This window comes from Streptosporangium sp. NPDC048047, assembly GCF_040653115.1.
Lineage (GTDB): Bacteria > Actinomycetota > Actinomycetes > Streptosporangiales > Streptosporangiaceae > Streptosporangium.
Genome location: NZ_JBEZNH010000001.1, coordinates 139,635 through 164,929, shown reverse-complemented (window position 1 = coordinate 164,929; position 25,295 = coordinate 139,635). Strand labels below are relative to the sequence as shown.

The window sequence follows — 25,295 nt, the reverse complement described above, 5'->3', positions numbered from 1 at the left end:
GCTCCCCCGCCGGCGGGCGGCGCCGTCCCTACTTCTTGGCCTTGTCGACGGAGGACTCGGTGGACAGCGCGGCGACGAAGGCCTCCTGGGGGACCTCCACCCGGCCGACCATCTTCATCCGCTTCTTGCCTTCCTTCTGCTTCTCCAGCAGCTTGCGCTTACGGGAGATGTCGCCGCCGTAGCACTTGGCGAGGACGTCCTTGCGGATGGCGCGGATGTTCTCGCGGGCGATGACCCGGGCGCCGATCGCGGCCTGGATCGGCACCTCGAACTGCTGCCTCGGGATAAGCTCGCGCAGCTTCTTGGCCATCTCCACGCCGTAGCCGTACGCCTTGTCCTTGTGGACGATGGCGCTGAAGGCGTCGACGGCCTCGCCCTGGAGGAGGATGTCGACCTTCACCAGCTCGGCCTCCTGCTCGCCGTGCGGCTCGTAGTCGAGCGAGGCGTAGCCGCGGGTGCGGGACTTGAGCTGGTCGAAGAAGTCGAAGATGATCTCGCCGAGCGGCATGGTGTAGCGGATCTCGACGCGGTCCTCGGACAGGTAGTCCATGCCCTGCAGGGCGCCCCGGCGGTTCTGGCAGAGCTCCATGATGGCGCCGATGAACTCCGACGGGACCAGCACGGTCGCCTTCGTCACCGGCTCGAAGACCTTGTCCACCTTGCCGGTGGGGAACTCCGAGGGGTTGGTGACGTCGACCTCCTTGCCGTCCTCCATGATCACCCGGTAGACCACGTTGGGCGCGGTGGAGATGAGCGAGAGGTTGAACTCCCGCTCCAGGCGCTCGCGGACGATCTCCATGTGGAGCAGGCCGAGGAAGCCGCAGCGGAAGCCGAAGCCCAGGGCCGCGGAGGTCTCCGGCTCGTAGACCAGGGCCGCGTCGTTGAGCTGGAGCTTGTCCAGGGCCTCGCGCAGCTCGGGGTAGTCGTCGCCGTCGATCGGGTACAGGCCGGAGAAGACCATCGGCTTGGGATGGTCGTAGCCGCCGAGCGCCTCCGTGGCGGCGCGGACGGACGACGTCACCGTGTCACCGACCCGCGACTGGCGGACGTCCTTCACGCCGGTGATGAGGTAGCCCACCTCGCCGACGCCCAGGCCCTTGTCCGCGATCTTCGGCTCCGGTGAGATGACGCCGATCTCCAGCGTCTCGTGCGAGACTCCGGTGGACATCATCTGGATGCGCTCGCGCTTGCCCAGGTGGCCGTCCATGACGCGGACGTAGGTGACCACGCCACGGTAGGTGTCGTAGACCGAGTCGAAGATCAGCGCGCGGGCGGGGGCGTCGGCGACGCCGACCGGGGCGGGAACGTTCGCGACCACGTGGTCCAGCAGTTCCCGGACGCCCACGCCGGTCTTGCCGGAGACCTTCAGCACCTCCTCCGGCTCACAGCCGATGAGGTGGGCCAGCTCGGCGGCGTACTTCTCCGGCTGGGCGGCGGGAAGGTCGATCTTGTTGAGCACCGGGATGATCGTCAGGTCGGCGTTCATCGCCAGGTAGAGGTTGGCCAGCGTCTGCGCCTCGATGCCCTGCGCCGCGTCGACCAGCAGGATCGCGCCCTCGCACGCCTGCAGCGACCGGGAGACCTCGTAGGTGAAGTCGACGTGCCCCGGGGTGTCGATCATGTTGAGGACGTGCTCGGTGTCGCCGACCTTCCACGGCAGCCGGACCGCCTGCGACTTGATGGTGATGCCGCGCTCGCGCTCGATGTCCATCCGGTCGAGGTACTGGGCGCGCATGGAGCGGTCGTCGACCACGCCGGTGATCTGCAGCATGCGGTCGGCAAGGGTGGACTTGCCGTGGTCGATGTGCGCGATGATGCAGAAGTTGCGGATCACCGCGGGATCGGTCTGGCCAGGCTGAATGCGCACCGGTGTCCGTTTCGCAGTATTGAAGAGATCTACGGCTGGCATCCCAGCCGTCTTCCATGGTGACATGTCCGGGTGATTGCCCGGACCAGAGCACGGCGCGGCCTGCGGTTTCTCGCGGTGGTGGCGGCCGTCCTCCTTGTGCTCCCGGGGGTGGCCGCGGCCACCCTCACCCTGCAGTTTACCGGGACCCCGGCGTCCTGGGCGAAGGCGAGCGGCCACGACGCCCTGTGGCTGGGCCACGCCTGGGTGGACGGCCGCAAGAGCGCGGCGGACCTCAGACGCCTGGCCGACCGGCTGCGCCGGACCGGGATCAGGGACGTGTACGTCCACTCCGGGCCGTTCAACGCCGACGGCTCGCTGCCCGACCGCAGTCCCGGGGCGCGCGACTTCGTGAAGCGGTGGCACGCCGAGCTGCCGGACGTGCGGGTGTCGGCGTGGCTCGGGCAGAAGGTGGACGGCTTCCTGGACCTCGACGACCGGGCCGTCCGGGACCGGTTGGTGGAGAGCGCGCGCTCCGTCATGACGCTGGGCTTCGACGGCGTCCACTACAACTTCGAGCCGGTCGGCGACGGCGACGCCGACTTCCTGGACCTGCTGGAGCGCACCCGCCCGGTCCTCGGCGGCGGCCCGCTGTCCACCTCCACCCCGCAGATCGAGCCGTTCCCGCTGACCCGGCCGGTGGTCCGGGGCGTCATCGGCCACGACAAGTACTGGTCGCCGGACTACTTCCGGCAGGTCGCGGCCCGCGTCGACCAGGTCGCGATCATGACCTACGACTCCTTCCTCCCCTCCGAGCTGCTCTACGGCGGCCACGTCGTACGGCAGGCCGTCTTCGCCCTGGACCTCGTGCCCGCGGACAAGACCCTGCTCATCGGCGCGCCCGCCTACCACGACCACGGCGTTTCGTGGTCCGACGGGGCCGAGAGCGTCGCGACGGCCGCGAGGGGCGCGCGGCTGGCGCTGACCGCCCACGGCGGGCACCGCGAGCGGTTCGGGCTGGCGCTGTACGTGGACTTCGCCGCCACGGAGCAGGACTGGGAGGAGTACCGGCGGTTCTGGTTCCGACCGTGAGGGGAGAAGGGTAAGCTTGTCAGGCATCCTTCCGACCCGGCTGTCGATTTGAGCGATCGTCCAGCCGGTTGGTAGTCTGTTCAACTGCGTGTGGCGCGCCCTCTCTGCCCGCGCGCCCCACTCCGACAACTTTCACCGAGGCTTCTTCGTGGCGAACATCAAGTCCCAGATCAAGCGCAACCGGCAGAACGAGAAGGCCCGGCTGCGTAACAAGGCTGTCAAGTCGTCCCTGAAGACGGCGGTCCGCAAGTTCCGCGAGGCCGCCGAGCAGGGCAATGTCGACGAGGCCATCGCGCTGCAGCGCGCCGCCTCCCGTCAGCTGGACAAGGCCGCCAGCAAGGGCGTCATCCACAAGAACCAGGCCGCCAACCGCAAGTCGGCGATCGCCCAGCGCGTCGCCGCCCTGTCGGCCTCCAAGTAGTCCCGGTTCTTCCGGAGCTCGACCCGGGTCTTCCGGAGCGCCGCGTCCCCTCGGGGACGCGGCGCTCCGGCGTTTCCGGCCCTCGCCGCATCCTCCCGAGCCCCTCGGCGCTCGCCGGGTCATGCCGGCCTCCGATGCTCACCGCACGCCGGTACGGCTCGCCTTCCGCCGCGCCGTCGGCCGGGCGTACGCCTCGGACCCGTACCGCCCGTCGAGGCGGCTAACGGCCGGTACGGCTGGCGACAACGACCTGGATCAGGTGCTCCAGCGCGTAGGCCGGGTCGGCCCCGCCGCCCTTGACCTGCGCGTCGGCCGCGGCGACGGCCTGCAGCGCGTGGGCGAGGCCCTCCGGGCCCCAGCCGTTCAGCTGCTTCCTGGTCCGGTCGATCTTCCACGGCGGCATGCCGAGATGGCCGGCGAGCTGTCCGCCCCGCAGGTTGCGCGGGGCGCCGCCCACCTTGGCCAGCGATCGCAGGCCCCCCGCGAGCGCGCTGACCAGCAGGACCGGGGCCGTGCCGGTGGCGATCGCCCAGCGAAGCTGCTCCAGCGCGTCCCCCAGCCTGCCCTCGACGGCCGAGTCCGCGACGGTGAACCCGCTGACCTCCGCCTGCCCCCGGTGGTAGCGGGCGACGGCGGCCTCGTCGATGGTCTTGCCGGGGGTGTCGAAGGCGAGCTGGTTGCAGGCCGCGGCCAGCTCCCTGAGGTCGTTGCCGACCGCGTCGAGCAGCGCCGCGGCCGCGTCCGCGCCGATGGACCGGCCGGCCCGTTTCATCTCGGTCCTGATGAACGCCAGCCGCTCGGCCGGCTTGGTCAGCTTGGCGACGGTCACCACGTGAGCGCCGGCCTTCTTGACGCCGTCGGCCAGCGCCTTGCCCTTGGCCCCGCCGGCGTGCGAGAGCACCAGCACGGTGTCCTCAGCCGGGCGGGCACTGTAGGAGACGACCTCGGCGGCGACGTCCTTGACGAGGTCCTGGGCGGAACGGATCACCACCACGGCTCCACCGCCGAACAGCGACGGCGAGGACAGCCGGGTCAGCTCCCCCGGCTCGACCTTCGAACCGACCAGGTCGTGGACCTCCGCGCCCGGGTCGGCGGCGCGGCACGCCGCGACCACCTCGCCGACCGCGCGATCGGCCAGCAACTCCTCGTCGCCGACCACCAGTGTCACCCGTGCCGGGTCGTTCGCCGCCATGCCCAGCAGCATGCCACGTGCGGGTGACCGAATCGCAATCAGCAAGCCGTTCGCAATCCGGATGCAGTCGTCCTCGGGCACGCTGTGGAACAGCCGAAGGAGATGAGATCCTCCCCACGGCTGAAGCCCGGGGTCTCCACGCTCAAGGAGTTTCCATGAACCTCATGATGCGCTCCGCCGTCTGCCGTCACACCTGCCCTCGTTGCGGATCGCCCCTCGACGAGGGGCCCGTGGTGTACCGCTGCGCGCGCTGCGGCCGTTCGGTCTACGCCGCCGACGTGGACACCGAGTTCCGCCGCCCGCCGGCGCCTCCCGCTCCGGCCCCGGTTCTGACCCGGACCCCGGCTCCGGCTGTGGCTGTGGCCCCGGCTGCGGCCCTGGCTGCTGCTCCGGCTCCGGCCTGAGGCCTTCAACCGCATGGCCCCTCACGAGGGGCCGCGGCCCCTGACGACGATCGCCAGGCCGTCCTTTCCGGCCACCACGGCGAGATCTCCCGACAGGTCGGTGCGGTAGACCCGCATGCCCAGATGGTTGAGCCGGGCCAGGGTCGCGGGGGCGGGATGGCCGTAGTCGTTGCCCGCCCCGACGCTGATCAGCGCGGCCCGCGCGCCGGTGGCCGTGAGGAAACCGGGATCGCCCCTGGCGGACCCGTGATGGGGCACCTTGAGGATTTCGGCCCGGGGCAGGCCCCGTCGCAGCAGCTCCGTCTGGGCCTCCGTCTCCGCGTCCCCGCTGAGAAGCGCCGACCCCGCCGCCCAGCTCACATGGACCACGACACTGGCGTTGTTCACTGCCGTCTCCTCTCCGCCGCCGGCGACGACGCCCTCCGGGGGGCCGATGACCGTGAGACGGGAGGGGCCGAAGGTCCAGCTCATGCCCGGCCGTGCCGCCCACTCGGGGATCCGCCGGCGGGCGAGGTCGCCGCTCAGCCGGAGCCGCCCGGGCCCGGATCCCCCGTACGGGGTGACGACCACCGCTCCCACCTCGCGCCCCCGGACGACCCCGTCCAGGCCGCCGACGTGGTCGAGGTGCGGATGGGTGAGGATGACCAGCGGCACCTGGCGGATCCCCATGTCGCGCAGGCATCGGCCGGTGGACACCGGATCGGGCCCCGCGTCGACCACCACGGCCCGTCCGGGACCGGCGGCCACCAGGAGGGCGTCGCCCTGGCCGACGTCACAGGCGACCAGCAGCCAGCGCTCGGGCGGCCAGCGGGACACGACCGGCCCCGCCACGGTCGTCGCGGCGACCGCGCCGGCGGCCAGGGCGAGGACGATCCAGCGCGGCCGCCGGCGCCGCAGCGCCAGGACGGCGACGGGCACGGCGACGGCCAGCGCCGCCAGGCCGGGCACGCCACCCGGCCACGGGATCACCGCCAGCGGGAACCCGGCGGCCCGCCCGGCCACCGTGATGATCCACCCGGTGGCCAGGCCCGCCGGGCGGACCAGCAACCGGGCGAGGTCCATCTGCACGGGGGCGACCAGCGCCGTGAGGAATCCGATCAGCGTGGCGGGTGCGACGGCGGGCCCGGCGAGGAGGTTCGCCGGGATCGCCACCGGTTCGAGCTGCCCGGCCATCAGGACCAGCACGGGGGTGACGGCGGCCTGCGCCGCCGCGGGCACGGCGACCGCCTCCGCCGCCCAGCGGGGCAGCCGGGTGGCGAGCCGGTCACGCCAGCGCGGCGCCAGGAGCAGGATGCCGCCCGTGGCGCATACCGACAGCGCGAAGCCGTAGGAGCGGGCGAGGACGGGGTCGAAGAGGACCAGCCCGAGGACCGTCGCCGACAGCGCCGCCGCCCCGTCGCGGGACCGGCCGGTGCCGAGCGCCGCCGCCGCGACGAGGCCCATGACGAGAGCCCGCAGGACGCTGGGCGACGGCCGGGCCACCACGGTGAAGGAGATCATGGCCATCGCCGCGAGCACCGCCCTGACCGGCAGAGGGAGCCCCGCGACACGGGCCAGGGCGATCGCCGCCCCGGCCACGATCGCCAGGTTGGCTCCGGAGACCGCGGTGAGGTGGCTGAGCCCGGCGGCCTTGAAGTCGGCGGTGACCTGCCGGTCCATCCCGGATACGTCACCGGCCACCAGGCCGGGCAGCAGGCCGCGCTGGTCGGGTGGCAGCACCGCGGCGGCCTCCCGCAGACCGGAACGGAGTGTCCCGGCCGCCCGCTGCTCCCAGGAGGGCGCGCCCAGCACTCGCGGAGGCCCGCGCACGAGCACCACGGCGGCGAGCAACTCGGCGGAGTCAGCGTGGACGAACCGGCCCCGGATCGCGACCCGCTGGCTGGGAAGCAGCGGTCGCCACTCCCCGCCCGTGGTGAGCAGCATCACCGGTGCGCGCAACGCCACCCTGCCGTGCGCCGTCTCGATCACCTCGACCCTCGCGGGCACCGTGAAGCCTTCCCGCTGGTAAGGGCCCGCGCGCCGGGGCAGTTCCCGGGGATCCCCCGTCAGCACCGCCTCGATCCCCGCCGGGGCTCCGCTCCTGACGAGTTCGGCCACCGGGCCCGTGCCGACGGCGTGGACCCGGAACGCCACCGTCCCGGCGACCGCGGCGACGCAGCCCAGCACCGCGAGAGCCGTGTTCCGCCAGGCGGCGCGCGTTCTCGTGACGCGTGCGCCCATGGCGATGCCGAGAGCCGCCGCGGCGGCGAGCGCGGCGGTGACGGCTCCCACCGGGGCCGGGCAGCCCAGAAGGACGAGGGCGGTAGCCCACGAGGCGAGCGCGGGCAGGGCGAGCGTGGGCAGGGCGAGCCGCGGGGCCCGGTCGAGAAGGACGCGCGTCGCATTCCGCGCCCGGTCTCTCCCGGCGAGGGTCCGTGCCCCGTCGAGGATCCGCGCCGCACCTGGTGTCCGGCCCTTCGGTCCGAGGATCCGTGCCATGTCCCGTGTCCACTCCCTCCGGTCGGGGATTCGGGTCAAACCCGCACCCGGTCCTTCATCTCGGCGTACTTCCGGTCGCCGATGCCGCTGACCTCACGGAGTTGCTCCACGGTGCGGAATCCGCCGTGGCCGTCGCGGTATTCGACGATGCGGCGGGCCAGCACCTCGCCGACCCCCGGCAGTTGTTCGAGCTGTTGCGGGGTGGCGGTGTTGAGGTCGATGACGGCCTCCGCGGGAGCGGGGTCGGCCCCGGCCGCCGGCGCGGCGGCGGTCCCCGGCGCGCCCACGTCGATCTGCTCGCCGTCGACGAGCCTCCGGGCGAGGTTGAGGTGACCGGTGCCGGCTCCCCGGCGGACTCCCCCGGCGGCCCGGACCGCGTCGGTGACCCGGGACCCGGCGGGCAGAGTGATCACACCCGGACGACGGACCTTGCCGGTGACGTGGACCACGACCTCGGGGACGGCTCCAGGGACCCGGCCGGTTCCCGCGACGCCCGGCGCCGGCGGCTCCGGACCCTGCCGCCCGAGATCAGGCGGCGCGGAGGAAGGCGAGGGCGCCGGAGCCGCGAGCGGAGCGCCAGGGACGGGGGCGAGGGCGGGGACGGGCGGGGTGAGCGGCTCGGGCTCGGGCTGGGACCGCCAGGCGTAGAGACCGCCCGCGACGACCGCGGCCAGGGCGACGAGGAGAAGCAGGCGCAGACCGGGGCCGCTCGGCGCGGACGCGGGGGCCCGCGCGGCGACGGCCGTACGGAGAGCCTCGAAGGAGAAGGGGACGGAAGGGGGGACGGGTGCGGAACGCGGGCGCGCGGCGGGACCGCCGGGCGGAAGGTCGCCCGGCGAGGGCAGGCCGCCTGCGAGCGGGGAGGGGCCTCCGGCGGACGGGGGCCGGCCGCCGGGTGGCGGGAATGAGCCGCCGGGCCGGAACGGGTCACCCGGCTGGAATGAACCGGCGGGAGGCGCGAACGGGCCGCGGGGCTGGAGCGGGCCGGTGGGGGTAAAGGGGTCGCCGGGTGAAAGCGGGCCGGCGGGTGGGAAGGGGTCGCCGGGTGGGGGCGGGCCGGCGGCGCCGGGCGCCGTCAGCGCCCGCAGCCGTGACTCGGCCCGGAATCGCTCGGTGTCGTGGTCGCTGATCCGCACGCCTGGGACGCTACGGCGGGCTCACCTGCCGTATCCGCGCCGAATCCCGTTCTGGGGATAACCTGCCCTCCCGGGACGGTCTCTGGAAAGGCATCGCCCGATTCCGGTGGCGCGAGGAGACGCGGCCCCGGGATCCGACGCCGGAGAAAGCCGGAAGAGGCCGGTAGGGAAGGGCGGGCGGCGAGGGACCCGGTGATCCGGTGAAGAGGCTCAGCGGTGCGGGGAGACCGTGAGGCCGAGCATGCCGGGGCCCACGTGGGCTCCGATCACCGCGCCGACCTCCACCACGGTCACCGAGACGAGCCCGGGGACGCGCTGGGGCAGCCTCGCGGCCATGGCCCGGGCGCGATCCTCCGCGGCGAGGTGCTGGACCGCGATGTCCACCGGGCCGTTCCCCGCGGCCTGGACGGCGAGATCCTCCAGGCGGGCGATGGCCCGGGAGGCGGTGCGGACCTTCTCCAGGGGGACGATCACGCCGTCGGCGATGTGCAGCAGCGGCTTGGTCCGCAGCGCGGAGCCGAGCAGCGTGGCCGCCGCGCCGATCCGGCCTCCCCTGCGCAGGTGTTCGAGGGTGTCGACGTAGAAGAAGCTGCGGGTCTCCTTCATGCGACGGCGGGCGGCGTCGGCCGCCTCGGTCCGGGTGGCGCCCTGCGCGGCGGCCTCCGCGGCGGCGAGGACGGGGAAGCCGAGACCCATGGCGATCGACGCGCTGTCGATGACCTCGACGGGCACGAGTGAGTCCTCGGCCCCGGCGCGGGCCGCCTCGACCGTGCCGGACATCTCCCCCGACAGGTGGATGGAGACGATCCCGGTCGCACCCCGTGCCGCGGCGGCCTCGTAGGCGTCCGCGAAGCGCTGGGGCGCGGGCCTGGAGGTCGTGACCGGAGCCCACTCGCCGAGCGCGTCGTTCATCCCCGCACCGTCGATCTGGGCCACGTCGTCGAGCCCCCTGCCGCCGACGACGACCTGCAGCGGCACCACGGTGATCCCCAGGCGTGAGACCGACTCCTCGGGGAGGTAGGCGGTGGAGTCGGTGACGATGGCGACCGAGGGCGGCATATGCCGAGATTACCGGGCGGGATCGGCCGGACGCGGGGCGCCGTCGCCGGACCCGGGCGACGACGCCCCGATCACCGGACCCTCCCGGTCACCGGATCGCGAAGGGCACCGGATCGGGACGATCACCCGACCGTACGGATCTCCGAAACGCCAGGAGGCTCCGGACCGCCGCGGACACCCGGACCGGGACGGTCACCGGACCGTCCCGGTCGAACGACCGGGACGATCACTGGACCGGGACGCCTCCGCGCCAGACGCGGCGGGGTTTGAGACCGAAGGCCCAGGCGAAGGCGCCCTCGTGGTCGGCGTCCCACTGGACGATGTCGGCCAGCCGGCCGGGGGCCAGGACGCCCCGGTCGGGGGCGCCGAGGACGGTGGCGCCGCCGAGGGTGGCCGCGCGGAGCGCGTCACCGACGCTCATGCCGAAGGCCGCCACGGCGAGGCTGATGACCAGGGACATCGAGGTGATGCCGCAGTGGCCGGGGTTGTGGTCGCTGCCGAGCGCGACCGTGACCCCCTGGCCCAGCATCCGGCGCACCGGGGGCAGGCTGCCGTGCTGGAGGGCCGTGCCCGGGCAGAGCACGGCGGGAACGCCGTATCTGGACATCAGCGCGATGTCGTCGTCGGAGGTGTGGTGGAGCAGGTCGGCCGACGCGCAGCCCATCTCCGCGGCGAGCTGCACGGCGCCGCGGCGGCTGTGGGCGCCGGCGTGGATGCGGGGCAGCAGGCCGACGTTGCGGCCGGAGGCGAGCACCCAGCGGGCCTCGTCGGTGGTGAAGTGGCCCTCGTCGCAGTAGACGTCGACGCTGTCGGCCCCGGCCGCCGCGGCGTCGGCGCACCAGGAGCCCACGGCCTCGACGTAGTCGCGCTGGCGGCCGAAGTACTCCGGGGGGACGACGTGCGCGGCCATGAACGTGACGTGCACGCGCGGCATCATCGGCTCCTTCTCCAGCTCGCGCAGGAGCCGCACGTCGGCCAGCTCGCCGTCGCGGGTGAGGTGGTAGCCGGTCTTGGCCTCGACGGTGGTGGTGCCGCTGAGCAGCCACTCGCGCAGGCGCTCGCGGACGCCGTTGCACATGGTCCACGGGTCGGTGCCGCGGGTGACGGTGACGGTGGAGCCGACACCGCCGCCGGCGGCGGTGATCGCCGACATCGACGAGCCGCTGGAGCGCATCGCCATCTCGGCGTAGCGGTTGCCCGCGTAGACCGGATGGGTGTGGGCGTCGATCAGGCCGGGGGTGACCAACGCGCCGCCGAGGTTCTCCACGTGGTCGACGTCGACGATGTCGTCCACCACCCCGGGGACGCTCTGCGGCAGGTCGGCCGCGCGGCCGACCCAGGCGATCCGGTCGTTGTGCACGAGGATCGCGCCGTTGCTGCAGACGTCGTTGCCGGTCCAGAGCCGGCCGATGTTGGTCAGAAGGCGGACCGTCATCGCATCACCGCCTTGTGCGCGGGGGGAGGCGTCGGGGAGGAGACCTCTCGCGGCCGTGCCGGGCCGCCCCGGCCGATGCCGGACGCCGTGCCCGCCGGGACCGCTGTGCATCCGGACGCCATCGGGGGTCTCCTGCTCTTATCCGCTTGCTCGTTGGTGGGGCGACAGTAGCGCCGGGATCATGATCAGGCGATTTCAGTTCAGTTACGTTATTTCACAAGTGAGCTTGCTGTACAGGCTAATTGGGAAGAACGCCACTTCACCCCGGCCACCGCCGCCCGGCCGCCCGGGGGGCCGCGCTCGGAGTGGACCTCCCCCTCGCAGCTCAGGCCACTTTTTTCTCATCCGCAACAGGGGACTCCGGAACACCTCCGGGCATGCCGTCCCGCTGAAATTTCTATCATGGCGACCCTGCCCTTGGCAGGAAAACGTCACTTTTGGAGAGTTTTGTACGATTTCTTCAAACCATCAGTCCATTCCACCGATGCCCCTGACCGCAAGCCGGGCCATTGAAATCCCGCCGCCGGAATATCTAGTCTGAGCATCCACGGCGGTGAGAATCCACGGCGCGTGACCGGAAACGGTCACGCCGTCGAACGCGAGACCGCCCGGCGCGTACGGCCCGCGCACCGTTGAGCCGGCCGCCGCGTACGGCCCGCACGCCGTCGGACCACCCCGATGCGTACGGCCCCGCCGCCAAGCCACCCGGCGCGTACGGCCCGCATGCCGGAGACCCGGCGGAGACGTGGCGGAAAGCCCGCGCGAACGGCCCCGTCCCCGCGCGCCCGCCCCCTCCACCAAGCCCCCCTACCAGCAAAAATGCCATCGAAGTGGGGCCCACCATGTAATCTTTCGTGGAACCACCCTTCAGATGTAAGCATGGGAGCTACCTTGTCGGTCTCCGCGGACGCCGGACGGCATCGCATCGAAACACTTCTGGCCACGAACGAAGACCAGATCTTCAGGCGTTGGCTCGAGATAGCGGGAGCTTCCTCCAGCGGGCACGTCGACCGCGGAAACCTCAGCGGTCAGCTCCGTGAACTCTACAGCGCCCTCGTCCGGGCGTTCGGTGACTCCGGCGACCCGGGTGACTCCAGCGATCTGCGCGGGCTGCTCGCCGAGCTCTCCCGCAGCCGCGCCCGCCAGGGCTTCACCCCGACCGAGACCGCGACCGTGGTGTTCGGGCTGAAGGAGGCGGTCTACGAGAGCGCCGGCGCGGACGACTCCTCCGAGACGCTGCGGGGCTTCCTCTGGTTCTCCCGGATCGTCGACGACCTGGGCCTCTACACCATGGAGACCTACAGCTCGACCCGGGAGAAGATAATTCTCGACCAGGCCGAACAGCTTCTTGAGCTCTCCACCCCCGTGGTCAAGCTCTGGGAGGGCATCGTCGCCGTGCCGCTGGTCGGCACACTCGACTCGGCCAGGACCCAGGTCGTGATGGAGAAGCTGCTGCAGACGCTGGTGGACACCGGCTCCGAGCACGCGGTCATCGACATCACCGGCGTGCCCGCGGTGGACACCCAGGTCGCCCAGCACCTCCTCAAGACGGTGGTTGCGGCCCGGCTGATGGGCGCCGAGTGCGTGATCTCTGGCATCCGCCCGCAGATCGCCCACACCATCGTCACTCTCGGCATCGAGTTCGGCGACATCGTGACCAAGGCCACCCTCGCCGACGCCCTCGCCCACGCGCTGCGTGAGAGCGGCGTCGAGATCGTCAGGAACCGCGGGTCCCGCGTCGCCCTGCGGAGCGTGGAGGAATGATGGATCGCGTCCCCGTCCTCAAACTCGGCGACATCCTGATCGTCTCCATCCAGATCGACCTCCAGGACCAGAGCGTCCTCGTGCTCCAGGAGGATCTGGCGAACAAGGTGGTGGAGACCGGCGCCCGCGGCGTGATCATCGACATCACCGCGGTGGAGATCGTCGACTCTTTCATCGGCCGCATGCTGGCGACCATCGCGGCCATCTCCCGCATGCTCGACGCCGAGACGGTCGTCGTGGGCATGCGGCCCGCCGTGGCGATCACCCTCGTGGAGCTGGGTCTTTCGCTGGGCGGTGTGCGCACCGCTCTCAACCTCGAAAAGGGTGTCGCATTGCTGAACCACCTCGACGGCTCCCAGATCGCCTCGGCAGCACGGTGACGACCCCCGCCGAGCTGCCCATCCACGGCAACAGCGACATCGTGCTGATCCGTCAGCGCGTCAGGACCGCCGCCGTGGAGGTCGGCCTCTCTCTCGTCGACCAGACGAAGGTCGTGACCGCGGCCAGTGAACTGGCACGCAACGCCCTGGTCTACGCGGGGGGCGGGCAGGTTCGGATCGAGGTCGTGCACAACGGCCTGCGCCAGGGACTGCGGCTCGCCTTCAGCGACGAGGGCCCCGGCATCCCCGACCTCGACCAGGCGCTCACCGACGGGTGGACCACCGGCGGAGGGCTCGGACTCGGACTCAGCGGCTCACGCCGGCTGATGGACGAGTTCGAGCTCAAGTCGGCTCCCGGCGAGGGAACGCTGGTGACGGTGACCAAATGGGCAAGGTGATCCGTTCCCAGAACGACACCTGGCTGCGGGCCGAGGACGCCAGCGCGATCGGCGCCATGCGGCGGGTCGCGGTCACGCTCGCCGAGGCGCGGGGGTTCGGCGAGGAGGACGCCGGGCGGGTCGCGGTCGCGGTGAGCGAGGCCGCGTCCAACCTGGTCAAGCACGCGGTCGAGGGGGTCATGCTGATCCGGCCGCACCCGGAGATGCCCGAGGCGATCGAGGTCGTCGCCCTCGACCGGGGCCCGGGCATGCGCGACGTCTCCCGCGCCCTGCGCGACGGATACTCGACGACGGGCACCCTCGGCATCGGCCTCGGCGGCATCGCCCGCATGGCCAGCGGATACGAGGTTCACTCCACGCCCGGCCGGGGCACCGTGGTCGGCATGTACTTCACCACCCGTGACGCCCCGCGGCCCGAGGCCCGGGTCAGCGGGATCACTCGCCCCATCGGCGAGGAGACGGTCTGCGGTGACGCGTTCGCGATCGTCGAGACCGGCGCCACGACGACCGTGATGCTCTGCGACGGGCTCGGGCACGGCGATCTCGCGGCCAAGGCGTCGCAGGAGGCGGTGCGGTTGTTCCTGAAGGACGCGGACCGGCCCCCCGTCACCATCCTCGAACGACTGCACGGCGGCATGCGGCAGACCAGGGGCGGCGCCGCGGCGGTGGCCCACGTCGACCGGGCCGCGGGCAGGATCACCTTCGCCGGGCTCGGCAACGTCTCCGCCTGGATCACCACCCAGGACCGCCGCCAGGGGATGATCTCGGTGCCGGGCATCGCCGGGCACCAGGCTCGCACCCTGCGCCAGTACGAGTACGACATTCCGCCGGAAGGCGTGGTCGTGCTCCACTCCGACGGTCTGTCGGACCGGTGGGACATCACCTCCTACCCGGGACTCGTCACCCGCTCCCCCTCCGTCGTCGCGGCCACCCTGCTGCGCGACGCCGGGACCCGCAGGGACGACGCCTGCGTGGTCGCGCTGAGGACCGGCCCATGACGGGCCGGACGGCCGGCGAGGAACTGATCCGGATCCGTGTCCGCAACGACTCCGACCTCTTCGTCATGCGGAAACTCGGCCGCGAGGCGGCGGAGGCGGTCGGCCTGGCCTCCCAGGACCAGATCCGGGTCGCCACCGCGCTGAGCGAGATCAGCCGGGAGGTGCTGAGCGAGGGCCACGAGGCGTCCGCCGCGTTCCTGCTGGACGGCGAGACCCTGGTCGTGACCATCGACCTCCCCGCGGCGACCGGCTTCCGGTCGGCGGACGGCGTGACGCTGGCGGGGCGTCTCCTCGACGAGATCGAGTTCGACCGCGCCGAGGGGCGGGTGAAGATGGTGAAACGGCTTCCCGGGGGACGGCCCGACCGTTCGGTGGCGGAGATCCGCGCGCGGCTCACCAGGCTGACGCCGGCGACCGCCGTCGACGAGCTGCGCCAGCAGAACCGCGAGCTCGCCGAGACCCTCCAGGAGGTCCTGCAGCTCAACGCCGAGCTCCAGGAGACCAACCAGGGAGTGGTCGCCCTGTACAACCAGCTCTCCGAGGAGCTGGAGGAGACCAACCGCGGAGTGGTCGCGCTGTACGCCGAGCTCGACGAGAAGTCCCGGCAGCTCCGGGCGGCGAGCGACGCCAAGAACAGGTTCTGGGCCACGGTCAGCCACGAGCTGCGCACCCCGCTGAACTCCATCATCGGTCTCGTCCGGCTCCTGGTGGGCCCCGGCGGCGAGCCGCTGGGCGAGGAGCAGCTCCACCAGGTCCAGCTCATCGGCTCCTCCTCCGAGACGCTGCTGACGATGGTCAGCGAGCTGCTCGACATGGCCAAGGCGGAGGCCGGGCGGCTCGAACCGCAGCCGTCCCAGGTGGATCTCGTCGCGTTGACCGAGCGGCTGCGGATGACGCTGCGTCCCACGAGCGGGAACGACCGGGTCGCGCTCTCGGTGGACGTCCCCGGCGAGGCGTCGGAGATGCTGGTGGACGAGACGATGCTCACCCGGATCCTGCGGAACCTGCTGTCCAACGCGCTGAAGTTCACCCAGGAGGGCGAGGTCAGGCTCGACGTGCGGACCGACGCGCCCACCCAGGAGATGGTCTTCACGGTGACCGACACCGGCGTCGGCATCCCCGAGGAGCACCTGGACCGGGTCTTCGAGGAGTTCTTCCAGGTCCCGGGACCGATCCAGGTGCAGGTGAAGGGCACCGGCCTCGGCCTGCCGTACGCCCGCCGCCTGACCGAGGCGATGGGTGGCACGCTCCAGCTGGACAGCGCCCTCGGCGAGGGCACCCGGGTCACCGTACGGCTGCCGCACCGGCAGGACGGGGAGCCGGTGGTCGGGCGGGTGCTCGTCGCCGACGACAACGAGGAGTTCCGGGCCACCGTGCGGCGCATGCTCGCCGGATTCGCCGCCCACATCGACGAGGCCTCGGACGGGGAGGTCGCGCTGGAGACGATGGCGCGCGAACGGCCCGACCTCGCGCTGGTGGACCTGCTCATGCCCCGTCTCGACGGCGCGGCGCTGATCGAGCGGATGGCCTCCGACGAGCGGCTCCGCGACGTGCCGGTGATCGTCGTGACCCACGCGACCTCCCATCACTACCCTCAGGGTGTCAGCAGGGTGCTGCCCAAACAGGGACTGCGGAAGGAAGACCTGCTGGAGACCGTACGAGAGGCTCTGGGGCGTGACCATGCCTGACGGACCGGCGACCGTGCTGGTCGTGGACGACACCCCGACCAAGCTCTACATCCTGTCCAGCTGGCTGCGCCGCTCCGGGCACGAGGTCCTGCAGGCCACCGGCGGCGTGGAGGCGCTGGGCAAGGTCCGGGACCTCCGCCCCGACCTGGTGATCCTGGACGTCCGGCTGCCCGACATGAGCGGCTACGAGGTCTGCGAGCGGATCAAGGCCGACGAGGCGACGTCCTCGATCCCGGTCATCCAGATCTCCGGGGCGGCGATCACCCCCGCCGACCGGACCCAGGGGCTGGAACGCGGCGCCGACGCCTACCTCGCCGAGCCGGTGGAGCCGGACGAGTTCGCCGCCACGGTCGAGGCGACGCTGCGCTACTACCGTGCCCGGCAGCGGGCCGAGCGGATGGCGAACCGGCTGGCGACCCTCACCGAGGTCACCCTGGAGATGAACTCCGCCGACAGCTTCGAGGCCCTGCTGAGCACGGCCGTCGAGGGCGCCTCACGGATCCTCGGCCGGTACGCCGGGGCGCTGGCGATCCCGCCGGACGGCCGGACCCGCAGGTTCGTCGCGAAGTCGCCGTCCGCCGACGCGATCGCCCTGCCCGCCGCCCCCGACCTGCTGCTCCGGATCGGCGCGCTGTCGCTGGGCAAAGCCGCGGGGACCCAGGTGTTCACGGCCCCGGCGCAGGACTGGCTGGATCTGATGCCCGACGCCGGGATCAGCGGCGAGGTCACGGCCGTGTTCTGCCGGACCAAGGTCGGCCGCCCGCCGGTCTGCCTGGGGGTGGAGGCGATCCGGCCGCTGGACCCGGACGAGGCCAACATCCTGCGCCAGCTCGGCCAGGCCCTGGCCCTCACCGCGGACGCCCTGCGCGCCTATGCCGAGGAGCACGCGATCGCCCTGACGCTGCAACGAAGCCTGCTGCCGGCGCGGATCCCGGACACCCCGGGGCTGGAGATCAGCTGGCGCTACCAGCCGGCCGTCGACAACGTCGAGGTCGGCGGCGACTTCTACGAGGTGCTGCGGCTGGGCGACCGGGTGATGCTGGCCATCGGCGACGTGCAGGGGCACTCCCTGCTGGCCGCGACGGTCATGGCGGAGCTCCGCCACGCGCTGCGGGCCTCCATGCTCGGGGCCGTTGACCTGGGCGCCTCCATGGCGTTGCTGAACAGCGTGCTGCGGTGCTACCACCCGCGCATGACGGCGACGGTGTGCCTGATCCTGATCGATCCGGCGACCGGCGAGATGGAGATCGCCAACGCGGGGCACATCCCGCCGCTGCTGATCGGCGGCGAGTCCCGCTACCACGGCCTGGGCAACCTGCTGCTGGGGGTGGCGGACGAGACCTACCGCGTCGACCGGGTCACCCTGACCGAGGGGGAGTCCGTGCTGATGTTCACCGACGGGCTCATCGAGGACCGCGACAAGCTGCTCGACGAGAGCCTGGAGATCGTGCGGTCCATGGCCGAGGCCTCCGACGAGGACCTGGAGCTCTTCTGCGACCGGCTCATCCGGCAGTTCGGCGCCCGCGAGGACGACGTCGCCCTCGTGGCGTTCCGCCGTACGAAGGCCGGCTGAGACGGCGGGCGCGGGGTCGGCCGAGACGGCGGGCGCCACGCGGATCCGGCTCTGTGCGAAGGCCACCCCGGTACGGCGCGGGCGCCACGCGGATCCGGCTCCCGACGGAGGGCCAGGCCCGGAGTGAAGACCGCCGCTGAGAGCCGCGGACACGGATCGGGGCCGGCCCGCGGATGCGGACCGGCCCCGGGGGAACGGCGGGTCAGACGGTCTCGACCGGCTTGGCGGTCCGCTCCAGTTCCGCGAAGAGGCCGGGCAGGACCCTGGCGTGCAGGATCGTGCCGTCCTCGGTGTGCTCCACGTCGATGACCTCGCCCTCCGTGTGGGCGCGGGAGATCAGGTCGCCGCGCTGGTACGGCACCAGCATCCTGACCTCCTGGTCGAAGCGGGGCAGCTCGCGCTCGATGACGGCCATCAGCTCGTCGATCCCGGCGCCGGTGCGGGCCGAGACCACGACGGTGTGCTTCTCCCGCGCGGTCAGCTGGGCCAGCACCACCGGGTCGGCGGCGTCGGCCTTGTTGACGACCACGATCTCCGGGATGTCCCGGGCGCCCTCGATGTCGGAGAACACGGTTCGCACGGCGGCGAGCTGGGACTCCGGATCGGGGTGCGAGCCGTCCACCACGTGCAGGATCAGGTCGGCGTCGCCGACCTCCTCCAGCGTGGAGCGGAACGCCTCGACGAGCTGGTGCGGCAGGTGCCGGACGAATCCGACGGTGTCGGCCAGCGTGAACAGACGGCCGTCGGGCGTGTGCGCCCGGCGGACGGTCGGGTCCAGCGTGGCGAACAGCGCGTCCTCGACCAGCACGCCGGCGCCGGTCAGCCGGTTCAGCAGCGACGACTTGCCGGCGTTGGTGTAGCCGGCGATCGCCACGGCGGGGACCTCGCGCTGCACCCGGCGTGCCCGCTTGGTCTCGCGCGCGGTGGTCATCTCGGCGATCTGCCGGCGCAGCTTGGCCATCCGCTCGCGGATCCGGCGGCGGTCCAGTTCGATCTTCGTCTCACCGGGACCGCGGCCGCCGATGCCGACGCCGGCCGCGGCGCGACCGCCGACCTGGCGGGACAGGTTGCCACCCCAGCCTCGCAGCCGCGGCAGCAGGTAGTTGAGCTGGGCCAGCTCGACCTGGGCCTTGCCCTCGCGGCTCTTGGCATGCTGGGCGAAGATGTCCAGGATCAGCATGGTCCGGTCGATGACCTTGACCTTGACGACGTCCTCGAGCTGACGGAGCTGGCCGGGGCTCAGCTCACCGTCGCAGATGACGGTGTCGGCGCCGGTGGCCGAGACGATGTCGGCGAGCTCCTGCGCCTTCCCCGAGCCGATGTAGGTCGCCGTGTCGGGCTTCTGGCGGCGCTGGATCAGACCTTCCAGCACCTCCGAACCCGCGGTCTCGGCGAGCAGCTTCAGCTCCAGGAGCGAGTTCTCGGCATCCGCCGCCGTACCGGAGGTCCAGACGCCGACCAGGACGACCCGCTCGAGTCGCAGCCGGCGGTATTCGACCTCGGTGACGTCCTCAAGCTCGGTGGAGAGCCCCACGACCCGGCGCAGTGCCTGGCGGTCGGCCAGGTCCAGCTCACCGGTGTCGATCGGCTCGTCGAACAGGTCGATGTCCAGCGACTCACGAGTGTCTATGTCGTTGCTCCATTCAGATGCATGGTTCATACGCGTCCTCATCTCACAGGGAACAACGCCTGAACCCTCCGGGTATCTTCCCTCGATGGTGCCACGCGGACACCGCCATTCTCACCCGGTTATCGGCTGTTCCGCGGTAGGGACTCGCGGCGGACCGGCCGTTTCGCCGGGGGCCGCCGCCGTGAGCCGCCGCCGTGAGCCGAACCCGCGCCGCCGCCAGCCGGGATCCGCGCCGTGAGCCGGGATCCGCGCCATGAGCGGGGACCCGCGCCGCCGCCCGCCGTACGGGCCGTCTCAGGAGGGCAGGACGTCGATGTTCCCCGAGCCGGTGCGCGCCTCGACCTTCCTGGGGGAGGCCGAGTCGTTTCCGACCTGGACGGTCTTGTCGCCGGAACCGGTGTCGAGGGTCAGCGCGTAGGTGTTCCGTGGCAGCCGCAGGGTGACGTCGCCCGAGTCGGCCTTGACGGTGACCTGGTCCGGCGCGTCGGCGAACCCCGCCTCGACCGCCCCCGAGCCGCTCTCGGCGGTGAACGTCCGGGCGGTCAGGGAGCGGGCGTCGATGTCGCCGGACCCGCTCTCGGCCCGAACGTCCTCGCCCTTCAGGCCACGCAGGGTGACGGCGCCCGAGCCGGTCTCGGCGGCGAGCTCCCCGACCTCCGAGGAGCCGGCCTCGATGTCGCCGGAGCCGGTCTTCGCGGTCGCCTTCGCCCCCTTCAGGCCACGCAGGGTGATGGTGCCCGAGCCGGTGTCGGTCGTGACGTCCAGCCCCTTCGGGATCTCGACCCTGTAGTGGACCTCGCAGTCGCGGGCGCAGTTCTGGCGCAGGGTCAGCGTGCCGCCGCTGACCGGATGCTCGGTCTCGGGACGCTTCTTGCCGCGCCAGCGGAGCGTCTCGGTGACGTGGACGCCCTGCCGGTCGGAGGCGTTGACCACGATGTCCCCCGAGTTCGTGGTGACGTCCAGGGACTTCAGGGAACCGGCGACGTCGTAGGAGACGACGTCCTGATTGGACGGGCCGAAGCCGATGCCGGCCCCGCAGCCGGAGAGCAGCGCGACGGCGCCCAGGGCCGCCCCGGCGACGACCAGGTTCTTCTTCATGAGTCCCTTTCTCGGCACACCTCGGCTCGCGGAAGCGCTTCGCCCGCCCGGCCGCTCCCCGTGGTGGGGGAGCCGAGCTCAACTCTCACACGGCCCGGCGAGCCGGGGCATCCGGGACTCCCCCGAGCCCACCCTGAGGAAAACCCCACCATTGACCGGTCGGGACCCGCCCAGTAGCGTCTATTCCACATCTCAGAATAGATTTTCCACGATACGGAAAATAATACGGAAAGGAAGCGCATGGACGGCGTTGAGATCACCGGCCCCATGGCGGACAGGTTCGACGAGATCCTCACACCGGAGGCGCTGGCCTTCGTGGCCGCCCTCCAGCGCGAGTTCGGCCCCCGCCGCCTCGACCTGCTGCGTGCCCGCCAGGAGCGGCAGGCGGAGCTGTCGGCGGGCGGCACCCTGGACTTCCTGCCCGAGACCGCGCACGTGCGCGAGTCGGAGTGGACGGTCGCCCCGCCCGCGCCCGGCCTGGTGGACCGCCGCGTGGAGATCACCGGTCCGGTGGACCGGAAGATGACGATCAACGCGCTGAACTCCGGGGCGAAGGTGTGGCTGGCCGACTTCGAGGACGCCAACGCCCCCACCTGGGAGAACACCGTCAACGGTCAGCTCAACCTGCGCGACGCGCTTGACCGGGCCATCGACTTCTCCTCCGGCGGCAAGAGCTACGCCCTCGGTCCGGACGAGGAGCTGGCCACCGTCGTGGTCCGCCCGCGCGGCTGGCACCTGGACGAGAAGCACGTCGTCGTCGACGGCTCCCCGGCCTCCGGCTCGCTCGTCGACTTCGGCCTCTACTTCTTCCACTGCGCCCGGCGGCAGCTCGCCAAGGGCAGGGGCCCCTACTTCTACCTGCCGAAGATGGAGTCGCACCTGGAGGCCCGCCTCTGGAACGACGTGTTCGTCCGGGCCCAGGAGCTGCTGGACATCGCGCGCGGCACGATCCGGGCGACCGTCCTCATCGAGACCTACCCCGCGGCGTTCGAGATGGAGGAGATCCTCTACGAGCTGCGCGAGCACTCCGCCGGTCTCAACGCGGGCCGCTGGGACTACCTGTTCAGCGTGATCAAGAAGTTCCGCACCCGGGGCCGGGAGTTCTTGCTGCCCGAGCGGAACGCGGTGACCATGACCGCGCCGTTCATGCGCGCCTACACCGAGCTGCTGGTCCGCACCTGCCACAAGCGGGGCGCGCACGCGATCGGCGGCATGGCGGCCTTCATCCCCTCCCGCCGGGACCCCGAGGTGAACCGGGTCGCGCTGGAGAAGGTCAGGGCCGACAAGACCCGCGAGTCGGGCGACGGCTTCGACGGGTCCTGGGTGGCTCACCCCGACCTGGTGCCGATCTGCCGCGAGGTGTTCGACGGCGTGCTCGGCGACCGGCCCAACCAGCTCGACCGGCTGCGCGAGGACGTCCGGGTGACGGCCGAGGACCTGCTGTCGGTCTCCAAGACGCCGGGCGAGATCACCGAGGCCGGGCTGCGCAACAACGTGGACGTGGCGCTGCGCTACCTGGCGGCCTGGATGGGCGGGCAGGGCGCGGTGGCGATCCACAACCTGATGGAGGACGCCGCCACGGCGGAGATCTCCCGGTCGCAGATCTGGCAGTGGATCCACAACGACATCGAGCTGGCCGACACCGGGGCCGTGGTCACCAGGGAGCTCGTCGAGCGGATCATCGACGAGGAGCTCGGCCGGATCAAGGCCGAGCCGGGCTACGACGAGGCCGGCTACGCCCAGGCCACCGCCCTGTTCAAGGAGGTCGCCCTGGACGACGACTTCGCCGAGTTCCTGACCCTGCCCGCCTACGCGCGGATGCCCTGAGGCGGCGTGACCGCACGGGAGATCCGGGAGGGAGGAGCGATGGCGGCGGAACCGCTCGCGGAGCTGACCCGGCGGCTGGAGGAGGTCCTCGGCCGCGGGTCGGTGATCACCGATCCGGTACGGCTGCGCACCTACGAGTGCGACGGGCTGACCCACCACCGGGCCGTCCCCGGCGTCGTCGTGCTGCCGGAGACGGCCGAGCAGGTCGCGGCCGTGGTACGGCTCTGCGGCGACCACGGCGTGCCGTTCGTGGCCAGGGGCGCCGGCACGGGCCTGTCGGGCGGGGCGCTGCCCCGCACCGACGGGGTGCTGATCGTCACCTCCAGGATGCGGCGCGTCCTGTCGGTCGACGTGGCCGCGCGGCGGGCCGTGGTGGAGCCGGGGGTCACCAACCTCGCGATCACCGAGGCCGTGCGCGACCTGGGCTACTACTACGCGCCCGACCCCTCCAGCCGGCAGGTCTGCTCGATCGGCGGCAACGTGGCGGAGAACTCCGGCGGCGCGCACTGCCTGAAGTACGGCTTCACGGTCAACCACGTGCTCGGCCTGGAGGTCGTCACCCCCGACGGCGAGATCGTCGAGCTGTCGGACGACGACCCCGGCTACGACCTGCTGGGGGTGTTCGTCGGCTCGGAGGGCACGCTCGGCATCGCCACCAAGGTCACCGTACGGCTGACGCGGGCGCCGGAGGCCGTGACGACGTTGCTGGCCGCCTTCGACGGCATCGAGCGGGGCGGCCGGGCGGTGTCGGCGATCATCGGCGGCGGCATCGTGCCCGCCGCCATCGAGATGATGGACGCCCTGGCGATCGAGGCGGCCGAGGCCGCGGTGGCCTGCGCCTACCCCGAGGGCGCCGGGGCGGTGCTCATCGTCGAGCTCGACGGGCCCGCCGCGGAGGTGGCCCGCCAGTACGAGGAGGTGACCCGGATCTGCCGGGAGACCGGCGCGTTCGAGCTGCGGACCGCCGAAGGCCCGGAGGAGCGCGAGGCGATCTGGAAGGGCCGCAGGTCGGCCTTCGCCGCGGTGGGCCGGATCAGCCCCGCCTACATCGTGCAGGACGGGGTGGTGCCGCGGACCGCGCTGCCCGGGGTGCTGGCGAGCATCGACCGGCTGTCGCGGGAGCACGGCATCCGGGTGGCCAACGTCTTCCACGCCGGGGACGGCAATCTGCACCCGCTGGTGCTGTTCGACGACGCCCGGCCCGGGGAGGCCGAGCGGGCCGAGCTGGTGTCGGGGCGGATCCTGGACCTGTGCGTTGAGCACGGCGGGTCCATCACCGGTGAACACGGCGTGGGTGTGGACAAATCCCGATATATGCCGAAGATGTTCTCAGAAGATGATCTCGACACCATGCAGCGGGTGCGCTGCGCCTTCGACCCCCGGAGCCTGTCGAACCCGGGCAAGGTCTTCCCCACCCCCCGCCTGTGCGGCGAGGTCCCCGGGGTCCGCAGGGGCGCGCACCCGCTGGTCGAGTCAGGACGGGCGGAGCAGTTCTGATGGACGACCGGCGCGAGGACGCGCCACAGCGGACCACGCCCCAGCAGGCGGCGTCTCGGCAGACGGCGTCCCAGCAGGCGGCGTCCCAGCAGGCGGCGCCACAACAGACAGCGTCCCGGCAGGCGGCCCCGGACCGGGCGGCGCCGTACGGGACGGGGGCGGCGGTCCGGGAGGCCGGGCCCGGCGACGCCGTGTCCGGCGTCCGTCCCCGCTGGACGGCGCTGCCGGAGAGCACCGAGCAGGTCGCCGCCCTGCTGCGCCACGCGGCCGTGCACGACCTCGCCGTGGTCCCGGCCGGCGGGGGCACCAAGCCGAACCGGGGCCTGCCACCCGAACGCTGCGACCTCGCGATCGGCACCCGCCGCCTCGGCGGGACACCGGAACACGCCGCGGGCGACCTGATCGTCCGGGTCACGGCCGGCACGACCATGGAGACGCTGGCCGCCGTCCTCGCCGAACGGGGCCAGCGGCTCTGCCTCGACGTCCCCGACGGCGGCGCCACGGTCGGCGGCACGCTCGCCACCGCCGAGGCGGGCCCGCTGCGGTTCCGCTACGGCACCGCCCGCGACCTGCTGATCGGCGTCACCGTCGTGCTGGCCGACGGCACGGTCGCCAAGTCGGGCGGCAAGGTCGTCAAGAACGTCGCCGGATACGACCTGGGCAAGCTGTTCACCGGCTCCCACGGCACGCTCGGCGTCATCACCGAGGCCGTCTTCCGCCTCGGCCCCGTGCCGCCCGCCCGCCGCTGGGTCGTCGCGGAACCGCCCGTCTCCGGCTCGTCGGCCGCCGGTCCGGACGCGACGGCCAGGCTGGACGCGCTGGTCGGGCTGCTGGCCGCCTCCCCCGCCGAGCCGAGCGCGATCGAGGCCGACCTGCCCGGCCCCGGCCGGGAGCCCTCCCTCGCCGTCCTGGTCGAGGGGAGCGCCGCCGAGGAGCGGGCACGCGCCGTACGGGACCTGCTGGACGGTCACGGCCCGGCGCGGATCGCCGGTGAGGCCCCGGGGTGGTGGGGTGCGCCGCCCGGCGAGGAGACGCTGCTGGAGCTGCGGTTCCCGCCCGGCCGGGCCGCCGGCGCGCTGCGGGCCGCGGCGGCGGGCGGCGTGCCCGCCCGGGTGCGCGGATCGGTCGCGTCGGGCGTCCTGCGGGCCGGCCTGCCCTCCGGCGTCACCGCGCCGGAGTTCGCGGGGTTCGTGACGTCGGTCAGGGACGGCATGGCCGGACTCGGCGGCAGGCTGACCGTCGTCGCCGCGCCGCCCGCGCTGATGACCGCCGTCGACCCCTGGGGGCCGGTGAGCGCGCTGCCGCTGATGCGGCGCGTCAGGGAGCGCCTCGACCCCGACCGCAGGATGTCCCCCGGCCGCCTCCCAGGAGGGATCTGA

19 protein-coding genes are annotated in these 25,295 nt (G+C 72.4%); 11 read left to right on the top strand and 8 right to left on the bottom strand.

The features are described 5' to 3' along the window. Positions 1-28: 28 nt before the first annotated feature. On the bottom strand, positions 29-1,909 hold the full coding sequence (gene lepA / locus AB0D67_RS00740; protein WP_362928340.1) for a translation elongation factor 4: 1,881 nt from the start codon (positions 1,907-1,909) through the stop codon (positions 29-31). Between the two features lie 30 nt (positions 1,910-1,939). Between lepA and AB0D67_RS00735 the strand changes: the two genes are divergently transcribed. Together AB0D67_RS00735 and rpsT are read left to right on the top strand one after the other, a co-directional pair. Then, positions 1,940-2,938 carry a hypothetical protein gene (locus AB0D67_RS00735; protein WP_362928338.1) on the top strand — a complete coding sequence of 333 codons (999 nt, stop codon included), beginning with the start codon at positions 1,940-1,942 and terminating at the stop codon, positions 2,936-2,938. 148 nt (positions 2,939-3,086) lie between these two features. Further along, a complete protein-coding gene (gene rpsT / locus AB0D67_RS00730; RefSeq protein WP_362928336.1) occupies positions 3,087-3,359 on the top strand; it encodes a 30S ribosomal protein S20 in 273 nt (90 codons plus the stop codon). Between the two features lie 220 nt (positions 3,360-3,579). Here rpsT and holA read toward each other — a convergent pair whose 3' ends face one another. From holA to hutI, 5 genes are all read right to left on the bottom strand, one after another. Further along, positions 3,580-4,551: a DNA polymerase III subunit delta gene (gene holA, locus AB0D67_RS00725; protein ID WP_362928334.1), complete on the bottom strand. Its 972-nt coding sequence runs from the start codon at positions 4,549-4,551 to the stop codon at positions 3,580-3,582. A gap of 425 nt (positions 4,552-4,976) precedes the next feature. Further along, positions 4,977-7,433 carry a ComEC/Rec2 family competence protein gene (locus AB0D67_RS00720; RefSeq protein ID WP_362928332.1) on the bottom strand — a complete coding sequence of 819 codons (2,457 nt, stop codon included), beginning with the start codon at positions 7,431-7,433 and terminating at the stop codon, positions 4,977-4,979. A gap of 35 nt (positions 7,434-7,468) precedes the next feature. Beyond that, a complete protein-coding gene (locus tag AB0D67_RS00715; protein WP_362928330.1) occupies positions 7,469-8,569 on the bottom strand; it encodes a ComEA family DNA-binding protein in 1,101 nt (366 codons plus the stop codon). 210 nt (positions 8,570-8,779) lie between these two features. Further along, the gene (locus AB0D67_RS00710; protein WP_362928328.1) at positions 8,780-9,628 is read right to left on the bottom strand and encodes a DegV family protein; all 849 of its coding nucleotides are present in this window, start codon (positions 9,626-9,628) and stop codon (positions 8,780-8,782) included. A 226-nt stretch (positions 9,629-9,854) separates the two neighbouring features. Further along, on the bottom strand, positions 9,855-11,063 hold the full coding sequence (hutI, locus tag AB0D67_RS00705) for an imidazolonepropionase (protein ID WP_362928326.1): 1,209 nt from the start codon (positions 11,061-11,063) through the stop codon (positions 9,855-9,857). An 879-nt stretch (positions 11,064-11,942) separates the two neighbouring features. Here hutI and AB0D67_RS00700 point away from each other — a divergent pair. From AB0D67_RS00700 to AB0D67_RS00675, 6 genes are read left to right on the top strand one after another with little or no spacing between them, the layout of a single operon-like run. Continuing rightward, positions 11,943-12,827: an STAS domain-containing protein gene (locus AB0D67_RS00700; protein WP_362928324.1), complete on the top strand. Its 885-nt coding sequence runs from the start codon at positions 11,943-11,945 to the stop codon at positions 12,825-12,827. Beyond that, entirely contained in the window at positions 12,824-13,207 is a 384-nt protein-coding gene (locus AB0D67_RS00695; protein WP_362928322.1) for an STAS domain-containing protein, read from the top strand. The genes AB0D67_RS00700 and AB0D67_RS00695 overlap by 4 nt, the downstream gene beginning before the upstream one ends. Further along, positions 13,204-13,605, top strand: coding sequence for an anti-sigma regulatory factor (locus AB0D67_RS00690; RefSeq protein ID WP_362928320.1), 402 nt, complete (start codon positions 13,204-13,206; stop codon positions 13,603-13,605). The genes AB0D67_RS00695 and AB0D67_RS00690 overlap by 4 nt, the downstream gene beginning before the upstream one ends. Then, a complete protein-coding gene (locus AB0D67_RS00685) occupies positions 13,593-14,603 on the top strand; it encodes an ATP-binding protein (protein ID WP_362928318.1) in 1,011 nt (336 codons plus the stop codon). The genes AB0D67_RS00690 and AB0D67_RS00685 overlap by 13 nt, the downstream gene beginning before the upstream one ends. Further along, positions 14,600-16,291 (top strand): ATP-binding protein, encoded by a 1,692-nt coding sequence (locus AB0D67_RS00680; RefSeq protein WP_362928316.1) that lies wholly within the window; start codon positions 14,600-14,602, stop codon positions 16,289-16,291. The genes AB0D67_RS00685 and AB0D67_RS00680 overlap by 4 nt, the downstream gene beginning before the upstream one ends. Further along, positions 16,284-17,864, top strand: a complete 1,581-nt coding sequence (locus tag AB0D67_RS00675) for a fused response regulator/phosphatase (RefSeq protein ID WP_362928737.1) — start codon at positions 16,284-16,286, stop codon at positions 17,862-17,864. The genes AB0D67_RS00680 and AB0D67_RS00675 overlap by 8 nt, the downstream gene beginning before the upstream one ends. Positions 17,865-18,066: 202 nt before the next feature. Here AB0D67_RS00675 and hflX read toward each other — a convergent pair whose 3' ends face one another. Next, complete coding sequence (gene hflX / locus AB0D67_RS00670) at positions 18,067-19,524, bottom strand: GTPase HflX (RefSeq protein ID WP_362928314.1); 1,458 nt, start codon at positions 19,522-19,524, stop codon at positions 18,067-18,069. A gap of 264 nt (positions 19,525-19,788) precedes the next feature. After that, complete coding sequence (locus AB0D67_RS00665) at positions 19,789-20,592, bottom strand: DUF4097 family beta strand repeat-containing protein (protein ID WP_362928312.1); 804 nt, start codon at positions 20,590-20,592, stop codon at positions 19,789-19,791. Positions 20,593-20,832: 240 nt separating this feature from the next. Here AB0D67_RS00665 and aceB point away from each other — a divergent pair, with 240 nt between their 5' ends. The 3 genes from aceB to AB0D67_RS00650 are packed head-to-tail and all read left to right on the top strand — an operon-like array spanning position 20,833 to position 25,295. Further along, positions 20,833-22,419, top strand: a complete 1,587-nt coding sequence (gene aceB, locus AB0D67_RS00660) for a malate synthase A (RefSeq protein WP_362928310.1) — start codon at positions 20,833-20,835, stop codon at positions 22,417-22,419. A 39-nt stretch (positions 22,420-22,458) separates the two neighbouring features. Then, on the top strand, positions 22,459-23,916 hold the full coding sequence (locus AB0D67_RS00655) for an FAD-linked oxidase C-terminal domain-containing protein (RefSeq protein WP_362928308.1): 1,458 nt from the start codon (positions 22,459-22,461) through the stop codon (positions 23,914-23,916). After that, the gene (locus AB0D67_RS00650) at positions 23,916-25,295 is read left to right on the top strand and encodes an FAD-binding oxidoreductase (RefSeq protein WP_362928306.1); all 1,380 of its coding nucleotides are present in this window, start codon (positions 23,916-23,918) and stop codon (positions 25,293-25,295) included. The genes AB0D67_RS00655 and AB0D67_RS00650 overlap by 1 nt, the downstream gene beginning before the upstream one ends.